General features: G+C 68.4%; 5 protein-coding genes. 1 reads left to right on the top strand and 4 read right to left on the bottom strand.

Features of this window, described 5'->3' with window-relative positions:
* Positions 1–207, top strand: a 207-nt coding sequence (locus RKP46_RS07495) for a hypothetical protein (RefSeq protein WP_311106068.1), incomplete at its 5' end; no start/stop codon positions are given.
* A 24-nt stretch (positions 208–231) separates the two neighbouring features.
* On the opposite strand, the gene RKP46_RS07490 is transcribed toward RKP46_RS07495, so the two are convergent.
* From RKP46_RS07490 to RKP46_RS07475, 4 genes are read right to left on the bottom strand one after another with little or no spacing between them, the layout of a single operon-like run.
* On the bottom strand, positions 232–930 hold the full coding sequence (locus tag RKP46_RS07490; protein WP_311106067.1) for a hypothetical protein: 699 nt from the start codon (positions 928–930) through the stop codon (positions 232–234).
* 25 nt (positions 931–955) lie between these two features.
* The gene (tsaD, locus tag RKP46_RS07485) at positions 956–1,972 is read right to left on the bottom strand and encodes a tRNA (adenosine(37)-N6)-threonylcarbamoyltransferase complex transferase subunit TsaD (protein ID WP_311106066.1); all 1,017 of its coding nucleotides are present in this window, start codon (positions 1,970–1,972) and stop codon (positions 956–958) included.
* Positions 1,973–2,031: 59 nt separating this feature from the next.
* The gene (dtd, locus tag RKP46_RS07480) at positions 2,032–2,484 is read right to left on the bottom strand and encodes a D-aminoacyl-tRNA deacylase (RefSeq protein WP_311106065.1); all 453 of its coding nucleotides are present in this window, start codon (positions 2,482–2,484) and stop codon (positions 2,032–2,034) included.
* A gap of 27 nt (positions 2,485–2,511) precedes the next feature.
* On the bottom strand, positions 2,512–3,570 hold the full coding sequence (locus tag RKP46_RS07475; RefSeq protein WP_311106064.1) for a cation diffusion facilitator family transporter: 1,059 nt from the start codon (positions 3,568–3,570) through the stop codon (positions 2,512–2,514).
* Positions 3,571–3,591 lie beyond the last annotated feature (21 nt).

Genomic DNA, 3,591 nt, shown 5'->3' with positions numbered 1-3,591 from the left:
CACCTGGGCTACGTCGATGCGCTACGCGAGCTGCACTACTTTCTGCTGCGTACCGAGCACGAGTTCGAGCCGCGCTTGAACTTCGAGCATTCTGCCTTCGCCTGGTACAAGATCGGCAAGCTGCCGCGCAACCTCAACCGCCCAACCGCGATCGGCGTCAGCATCGGACTGCTCCATAAGGCGGCCTTGCTGGCGAGCGAGTCCTGATCGGCGGCGAACGCCGCCGGCTGGCTAATTCCCCGCCTGCTCCGGGCGTTGGCGTTCGCCGATCTGCAGCCAGAGCATGGCGTCGTACGGAACCCGCCGGTTGACCGCCGCTGCGTCCGAAGAATGCTCGCCGGCCGGACCGACCAGGACCTTTTCGGCGGTGACGCCAAGCACGCCGTACGGCGACCCGACAAAGGGCTCGTCGAGCCGGGAACGAAACGCTGCCTCGGCCAGCAGCGCGGCGACCAGAGCGTTCTCGCCGCCGCTACGCCGCGCCCGGCCGCGACGCGCATCCCAGGCCGCGCTGGTCAGCGCGGCATCGGCGAGGTGGCGGGAGATCCACGGAAAGCTCACCGCCCGGCCGAGATAGAACGTGCGCAGGGGCGGCGCCGCGGACAGCCGCTGCTGCCACCAGGTGCCGACGACAGCACGATAAGTCGCTTCGCTCACCGGACAGTGCAGGAAGGCATTGCTGTGCGGACGGAAAACGGCCGCTTCGCCATCGGCCGACGGTTCGACCAGCGGGTTGCACGCGATCGCCCAGCCGGCGCTGATGCCCAGCCAGACAGGCAGCCATCGGCCGGCCAGGCGGGAGAGTTTGCCAAGCGCTCGCCAGAACACCAGGAGCAAGCGTAGAGCGAGTCCCTTGGCCACAGCCGCGTGACCCGGCGCACGGCACGGCGCGGCCTTTACTCGATCGTCGGTAGCGCGCTCCCGGTTCATCCGCCACCCCTCGGCAACGGCTCGATCAAGCGCTCAGCGGCCAGCGTGGACGCACGGCAAAAGCCCCGGGCGTCCTGCCCAGCAGCCCGGCCTGCAGGCGCAGAGCGCCGGCCAGGGCGATCATCGCACCGTTGTCGGTGCAGAATTCGAGCGCGGGATAGAACACCGCGATACCGGCGCCCGCGGCCGCCGCATCCAGGCAACGGCGCAGGTAGCGATTGGCACCAACGCCGCCGGCGACGACCAGGCGTCGCAGACCGCTGAGCTCGACCGCGCGCAACGCCTTGCTGACCAGCACCTCGACGATCGCCTCCTGAAAGGCACACGCAATATCGGCCCGCTGCTGATCGTCGAGCGTCGCCAACTCGCGCACTCGCGTGACGACGGCCGTCTTCAGGCCACTGAAGCTGAAGTCCAAATCATCGGAGCGCAACATCGGGCGCGGCAGTCTGATCCGACCGGGCCGACCGCGTTCGGCCAGCGCCGCCAGCGCCGGACCGCCGGGATAGCCCAGGCCAAGCAGCTTGGCCGTCTTGTCGAAAGCCTCGCCGGCCGCGTCGTCTAGCGTCTCGCCGAGCAGCACATAGTCGCCGACCCCGCCGACGCGCATGAGCTGGCTGTGGCCGCCGGAAACGAGCAGCGCAACGAAGGGAAAAGTGGGCGGCGGGTGGGCGAGCAAGGGTGAAAGCAGATGGCCTTCGAGATGGTGTATCGCTACGCTGGGCACGTCGAGGGCCGTCGCCAGCGCTTCGGCAAACGCCGCACCGACGAGCAGCGCGCCGGCCAGGCCAGGCCCTTGCGTATAGGCCACCGCGTCAATTTCGTGTCGGGCGCATCCGCTCTCGGCAAGAACCCGCCGAAACAAGGGAACCAGGCGTCGAATGTGGTCACGCGAAGCGAGCTCCGGCACCACGCCGCCGTAATCCTCGTGCATGCGCACCTGCGAATGCAGCGCGTGCGCCCGGAGAACGCCGCCGTCGGCCGTGTCGTAGAGCGCGACGCCTGTTTCGTCGCAGGAGGATTCAATTCCAAGGACCCGCATCGGGCGTATTCTACCGCACGGTACACCGGCCGCTGCCCGCGCTCGGTGCTGAAGGGTGACTAGGCCGGGTCCCGCGAGTCGATGACGAGCGTCACCGGACCATCGTTGACCAGATGCACCTGCATGTCGGCCGCGAAAACGCCGGTCGGCACCGGCCGGCCCAGATCCCGTTCAAGCTGTCGCACGAATTCCGCGAACAGGGGCTGCGCCACTTCCGGCCGTGCCGCGCCACTCCACGACGGGCGATTTCCCTTCTTTGTCGAAGCGTAGAGCGTAAACTGACTGACGGCGAGCAGTTCACCGCCAATCTCGAGCAGGCTGCGATTCATCATGCCGGCAGCGTCCGGAAAGATGCGCAAACGGACCAGCTTGCCCGACATCCAGGCAATATCATCGGCCGAATCGCGCGCCGCGAAACCCGCCAGCAGCAACAATCCGCGACCGATCGAACCGCTGACGCGGCCGTCGACTTCGACCCGCGCTGCCGCGACGCGCTGTGCGACCACCCTCATCGGCGAGCTCCCCCGATCGCCCGCCGCTCAGACCGCCTCGCGCTGCGCCGCCGGACGCGGCAACCAGCGGATGATCGCGTTGAGCGGCTCAGGCTGCAGCGTAACATGCGTGATTCCCCGCTCGGCCAGCACCTGCCGACTCGTCGCGAGCACCTCCGGCCACTGCTCGAGCGCTTCGACGACCAGGTGCGCGGAGAGCGCCACGCGCTGTGAAGACAGCGTCCAGATGTGCAGATCATGCACCGAAGCAACCCCCGGAATGCCCGCCAGAACCCGGCCAACGTCTTCGCTCGACAGGCTGGGCGGCACGCCCTCCATCAGCGCCTGCACGACCTCGCGCAGCAGACGCAGGCTGGAGACCAGCATCAGGGCACAGATCAGCAGCGAAAGCAGCGGGTCGACCGTCGTCCAGCCGGTCCACATGACGACCGCACCGGAAATCAGCGCGGCAACCGAACCGAAAAGGTCGCCCAGCACGTGCAGCAGCGCGCCGCGCGTGTTCATCGTCTGCTCGCCGCGCATGAGCAGACAGGCAACGCCGATGTTCAGCCCCAGCCCGAGCGCAGCGACCAGCGTGACCGCCTCGCCGACGACCGGCGCCGGGGCAAGGATTCGACCGACCGCAGCGACCGAAATGGCAACCACGACGACGACCATGAAGAGCACATTGAACAGCGCGGCAAGCGTTTCGACGCGGCCGTAGCCGTAGGTATGCCGCCGGGTCGGCGGGCGGCCGGCGAGAACGGCAGCAAACGCGGCGAGACCGAGCGAGGCGCTGTCGGTGACCATGTGCCCAGCGTCGCCGAGCAGGGCAAGCGAGCCCGCCCACCAACCGACCAGCGCCTCGACGGCGGCGAAAGCGAGCGTCAGCAGCAGCGCCCAGATCAGTTGCGGACCGCTGCCGGCGCCATGCCGGTGGCTGTGGCCATGCCCGTGCCCGTGCCCGTGCCCGTGCCCGTGCCCGTGCCCGTGCTCGTGGCCTTCATCATGTCCGTGCGCATGCGCTGGATCATGCTCATCATGATGCGCGTAGCGAGCAGGCTGGGCGGCGGCCCGCGGCGCGTGCGAATGCTGGGACCCGTTCATGGACGCGCATTCTAGCACCGG

The organism is Accumulibacter sp., assembly GCF_031732815.1.
GTDB lineage: Bacteria > Pseudomonadota > Gammaproteobacteria > Burkholderiales > Rhodocyclaceae > Accumulibacter.
Note: the sequence above shows the minus strand (reverse complement) of the source record. Positions and strands in the feature narration are given on the sequence as shown.

Excerpts from the sequence above, each read along its gene's own strand:
- dtd (WP_311106065.1), bottom strand. The coding sequence starts at position 2,484 with ATGAGGGTGGTCGCACAGCGCGTCGCGGCAGCGCGGGTCGAAGTCGAC.
- RKP46_RS07475 (WP_311106064.1), bottom strand. The coding sequence starts at position 3,570 with ATGAACGGGTCCCAGCATTCGCACGCGCCGCGGGCCGCCGCCCAGCCT.
- RKP46_RS07490 (WP_311106067.1), bottom strand. The coding sequence starts at position 930 with ATGAACCGGGAGCGCGCTACCGACGATCGAGTAAAGGCCGCGCCGTGC.
- tsaD (WP_311106066.1), bottom strand. The coding sequence starts at position 1,972 with ATGCGGGTCCTTGGAATTGAATCCTCCTGCGACGAAACAGGCGTCGCG.